General features: G+C 67.4%; 3 protein-coding genes and 2 pseudogenes. 1 reads left to right on the top strand and 4 read right to left on the bottom strand.

The genetic code is table 11. From position 1 onward, the window contains the following. Positions 1-120, top strand: a pseudogene (locus RMO30_RS06365) (ferredoxin); the annotation flags it as partial. 42 nt (positions 121-162) lie between these two features. Here the strand turns inward: RMO30_RS06365 and RMO30_RS06360 are convergent. The 4 genes and pseudogenes from RMO30_RS06360 to dnaK all read right to left on the bottom strand — a co-directional run. Beyond that, positions 163-591: a heat shock protein transcriptional repressor HspR gene (locus RMO30_RS06360; protein WP_309710946.1), complete on the bottom strand. Its 429-nt coding sequence runs from the start codon at positions 589-591 to the stop codon at positions 163-165. A 4-nt stretch (positions 592-595) separates the two neighbouring features. Beyond that, complete coding sequence (locus RMO30_RS06355) at positions 596-1,567, bottom strand: DnaJ C-terminal domain-containing protein (protein ID WP_309710944.1); 972 nt, start codon at positions 1,565-1,567, stop codon at positions 596-598. Positions 1,568-1,593: 26 nt separating this feature from the next. Beyond that, entirely contained in the window at positions 1,594-2,325 is a 732-nt protein-coding gene (locus tag RMO30_RS06350) for a nucleotide exchange factor GrpE (RefSeq protein WP_309710941.1), read from the bottom strand. Positions 2,326-2,327: 2 nt separating this feature from the next. Continuing rightward, positions 2,328-3,790: pseudogene (gene dnaK, locus RMO30_RS06345) on the bottom strand (molecular chaperone DnaK); the annotation flags it as partial.

Raw genomic sequence — 3,790 nt, 5'->3', positions numbered from 1 at the left:
TACTACACGGCCAACGTCGAGTTCTTCGCCGAGGTCGGCTCCCCCGGAGGGGCGGCCAAAGTCGGCGTCCTGCCGGGAGATCACGCGGTCATCGCCGCGTTGCCCCCGCAGGCGCACTGAGCCCGTGCCGCTCGCGGCCGCGCTCAGTCATCGCGGCAGGGCTCAGTCTCGCGGCCCAAACGGTCGCCACACGACGACCGACGTCGGCTTCTTGGTGCGCGTGCCCGCCCGCAGCGGAATGACGTCACCTTCCGAGCCGGCCGCGAAAACCCGGCGGCCCGGACGGTTCAGCAGCTCATCGGCGAGCGCGCGCTCGAGTTCGCGCACGCGACCGGTCAACGCCGCCACGTGGTTCTCCAACTCGAGGATGCGGCGGATGCCTTCGAGGTTGAGGCCCTCCGCCGAGAGCCGGGCAATCTCGCGCAGTTGCACGACATCCCGCATCGAGTAGCGGCGGGACTGCCCGGCGGTGCGCCGCGGGCTGACCAGCCCGAGCTTGTCGTACTGGCGCAGCGTCTGCGGGTGCATCGCGCTGAGTTCGGCGGCGACCGCGATCGCGAACAGCGGGCTGTTCTCGTCGAGTGAGCTCAAGCCGTCACCTCCCCGCGCGGGCTCGGGCGAGCAGTTCGTCCCGCGGGTTCTCTGGCATCGCCTTCGCGAGCTCGGCCAGCGCGGCGGCAGCCGTAGGCGACAGGTTGCTCGGAACCGCCACGACGACTTCGGCGAGCAAGTCGCCCGTACCCTTCGGAGTGGTGACCCCGCGGCCCTTCACGCGCAACACGCGGCCGGAGGGCGTGCCCGCCGCAACCTTGAGTCGCACCGCGTCTCCTTCGAGCGTCGGAACCTCGATCGTCGCGCCGAGCGCGGCCTCGGCGAAGGTCACCGGCACGTCGACGCGGAGATTGAGGCCCTCACGTTCGAAGACCGGATGGGGCCTAACCGACACCGTGATGACGAGGTCGCCCGCCTCCCCGCCGTCGGGGCTCGGCTGACCCTTGCCCTTGAGTCGGATCTTCTGCCCGTCAGCGACGCCGGCCGGGATCTTCACCTTGACCTCACGGCCGTCCTGCATCTTCAGGCCGACGGTGTCGCCGCGGATTGCGGTGAGAAAGTCGAGCGTCGTGTTGGCGGTGATGTCGCCGCCCTTGCTCGGTCCGCCGAACCCCCCGAAACCGCCCGAGGGCTGCCCGAACCGACCGCTGCTTCCGCCGAACAGACCGCCGAGGATGTCGTCGAAGTCGCTCTGGTTGCGCTGCGCGCCCCGGCCGAAGCCGCGGAAGATGTCGTCGAAGCCCTGGGCTCCTCCGCCACTCGAGGTGAACCGCGCACCCGAACCCATCGCCCGCATCTGGTCGTACTCGGCGCGCAGCTCGGCATCCGAGAGCACCGAGTACGCCTCGCTGATCTCCTTGAAGCGGGCCTCGGCCTGCGCGTCCCCGGCGTTGGAGTCGGGGTGATGCTGCCGCGCGAGCTTGCGATAGGTCTTCTTGAGGTCCGCGTCGGAGACGTCTTTGCCCACCCCGAGCACGGCGTAGAAGTCCTTGTCGAACCAGTCCTGACTGGCCATGCGCCCTCCGGCCCCTTCTGACTGAACTACTCGGGCGAGGAGACGGCGACCTTGGCGGCACGGATGAGGCGCTCGCCGATCAGGTAGCCGGGCTCGATGACATCCGCGACAGTATCGAACTCGACATCCGCGCTCGGCAGGCGCACGAGAGCCTCGTGCCGTTTCGGGTCGAAGCGTTCGCCCTTCTCGCCCACCTTCACCAGGCCGTACTTGTCGAACGCGGCGCGGGTCTTCTGCGCGATGAGCGCCAACGGGCTGCCCTCGACGAGATCGCCGTGCGCGTCGGCTCGGTCGAGGTCATCGATCGCGGGCAGCAGGGAGCGGATGACTTCGGCGATCACGATCTCGCGGTTCGCCTGGCGGTCGCGTTCCACACGGGTGCGGAAGTTCTTCAACTCCGCCTCCGCGCGGGCCGCCCGCTCGCGGTACTCCGCGACCAGGTCGCGCTCCGCTTCGGCGAGCAGCTCGAGATCCTCGTCGGTGAACTCGACGTCGGGGCCTTCCGCGAGGATCAACTGGATGTCGTCACCATCCGGCGCCTCGCGCCGTCCTGAGCCTGTCGAAGGGTCGACCGTCGGCTCGTCGGTATCGCCTTCAGAATCCGTCACGGGGTCCTCGACCGGCGTCTTGCGGAATCCGTCACCGACGGCCTCGGTCACGCGCGGTTCCCCGGTTTCGGGATCGATCTTGCGCTTGTCGTGGACCTTCGGCGCGTCCTCGTCGCCCTGGGGCGCCTTGTCCTTCGCGTCGTCGGTCATCGTTACTTCTTCGGCTCCTCGGCCGGCGCTTCGGCAGGCGCCTCGTCGGTCTTCGGCTCCTCATCATCGACGATCTCGGCGTCGACGATGTCTTCGTCACCCGCTTCGGCGGTCGGGTCCTCGGCGGCCGCGTCGGGCTCGGTCACCGGTGAGGAGTAGATCGCTTCGCCCAGCTTGGTCTGGCTGAGGACCAGTTTGTCGAACGCCGACTTCACGGCGTCGTCATCCTCACCCTGCAGTGCGGTCTTAAGAGCGTCGAGGTCGCCCTGCACCTCGGTCTTGACGTCGTCGGGAAGCTTGTCGTCGTTTTCCTTGATCAGCTTCTCGATCGAGTAGGCGAGCTGCTCGGCGCTGTTGCGGGTCTCGGCCGACTCGCGCCGCGCCTTGTCTTCGGAAGCGTGCTCCTCCGCTTCGCGCACCATGCGCTCGATGTCTTCCTTGGGCAGTGACGAACCGCCCGTGATCGTCATCGACTGCTCCTTGCCGGTGCCCTTGTCCTTCGCCCCAACGTGCACGATGCCGTTGGCGTCGAGGTCGAAGGTGACCTCGATCTGCGGAACCCCGCGCGGCGCCGGCGCGATGCCGGTGAGCTCGAAGGTTCCCAGCGGCTTGTTGTCGCGGGTGAACTCGCGCTCGCCCTGGAAGACCTGGATGGCGACCGACGGCTGGTTGTCGTCGGCGGTCGTGAAGGTCTCGCTGCGCTTGGTCGGGATGGCGGTGTTGCGCTCGATGAGCTTCGTCATGATGCCGCCCTTCGTCTCGATGCCGAGGCTCAGGGGGGTCACGTCGATCAGCAGAACGTCTTTGCGCTCGCCCTTCAGCACGCCGGCCTGGAGGGCAGCGCCGACGGCGACCACCTCATCCGGGTTGACGCTCTTGTTGGGCTCCTTGCCACCGGTGAGCTTCTTGACGAGCTCGGTGACGGCCGGCATGCGGGTCGAGCCGCCCACGAGCACGATGTGGTCAATGTCGGCAACCTTGATGCCGGCTTCCTTGATGACGTCCTGGAACGGCTTCTTGGTGCGGTCGAGCAGGTCGGATGTCATCTGCTCGAACTGGGCGCGCGTGATCGACTCGTCGAGGTTGGCGGGACCGTTCTCGGTGAGCGACAGGTAGGGGAGCTGGATGCTCGCGCTCGTGTTCGACGAGAGTTCCTTCTTCGCCTGCTCGGCGGCCTCCTTGAGACGCTGAAGAGCGATCTTGTCTTTCGACACGTCAACGCCGGTGGTGTCCTTGAACTTCTTGATGAGGTGATCGACGATGCGCTGGTCCCAGTCGTCGCCACCGAGGCGGTTGTCGCCGGCGGTCGAGCGCACCTGAATCGTCGAGAAGTCGTCGTCATGCCCACCTCGAGCAGCGAGACGTCGAAGGTTCCACCACCGAGGTCGAAGACCAGGATGAGCTCGTCTTCCTTGCCGCGGTCGAGGCCGTAAGCGAGCGCAGCCGCGGTCGGCTCGTTGATGAT

The organism is Pseudolysinimonas sp., from assembly GCF_031389465.1.
GTDB lineage: Bacteria > Actinomycetota > Actinomycetes > Actinomycetales > Microbacteriaceae > Pseudolysinimonas_A.
This window is presented reverse-complemented; position numbering and strand designations above follow the sequence as displayed.